This is a genomic window from Oleiphilus sp. HI0067 (assembly GCF_001635735.1).
Genome location: NZ_LWFI01001235.1, coordinates 1 through 909, shown reverse-complemented (window position 1 = coordinate 909; position 909 = coordinate 1). Strand labels below are relative to the sequence as shown.

Sequence of the window (909 nt, the reverse complement as noted above, 5' to 3'; positions counted from 1 at the left end):
TTGTTGGTGATGGCGACGGTATCGGTATTAAAAAGCATGGTGATCGTGACGAGATCAATAACCCTCAAGGTGGCGACAAGATCGAGAAACTAACAGTGACGTTTGATGCGTCAGTAGTTATTGATGAGATCTTGGTGTTGGATTTGTTTAATAACGAATATCTTGGTTATCGTTTGAAGCCTGGCCCATATGCTGATTCGCCATTTATTCCTGCAGGTCCTGGTAGTGCTGGTGGTGCTGGCTTCTTAAGCATTCTGACTGGCTTTGATAGCACAGATCGTACGTCTTGGATCCAATTCACTGTACCTCAGGGTGCTGGTGACGACTCTGATCAAGACTTCGCTTTAGCAGGTTTAAGAGTGACTGCTGTTCCAGAACCTCGCACGTTAGCGCTCTTAGGTTTGGGGCTTCTTGGTCTAGCTCGTATCCGAAAGCGCGTTTAAGCAACGACTTTGCCTAGAACTAGATCTTACGTCGTTGAGTAAACGAAAAAGCAGCCAACTGGCTGCTTTTTTTATGTCTTTTTTCGTTCTTACACAGGTTTTCTACTGAATACGCCGAGGATAGGCGTACCTTGTTTTCGCAATATAGGCTGGATATCACGATAAAGCGCGTGGTACTTGTAGAAAGGCACGCGAGGAAACAAGTGATGAATAGCGTGCAGGTTTTGACCAACCCAGATCCATTCAAAAGGCTTCAGCCAAACTGGAACAATTAAGTTATTGGTATTGCGATAACGTGCCGTTTCTTGATAAGGGATATGTGGTCTGTAAGCGAACCAGTAGGCCGTGAACGTACCACCTAACAGGAAACCTAGAACCAAGACCAACGCTAATTCTATACTTGGCGCATAGGCGAGTAAGGCAACTCTCCAACCAAGGCTAAACATAAGCTCCGCGCAATAAATTG

The 909-nt window shown here is 45.4% G+C and carries 2 protein-coding genes; one reads left to right on the top strand and one right to left on the bottom strand.

Annotated elements, in window-relative coordinates; all coding sequences use genetic code 11:
* Positions 1 to 443 (top strand): PEP-CTERM sorting domain-containing protein (locus tag A3739_RS30120; protein WP_197472436.1); only part of this gene is annotated, 443 nt, incomplete at its 5' end.
* A gap of 89 nt (positions 444 to 532) precedes the next feature.
* Here the strand turns inward: A3739_RS30120 and A3739_RS18720 are convergent.
* The coding region (locus tag A3739_RS18720; protein ID WP_197472435.1) for a fatty acid desaturase at positions 533 to 909 on the bottom strand (377 nt) is incomplete at its 5' end.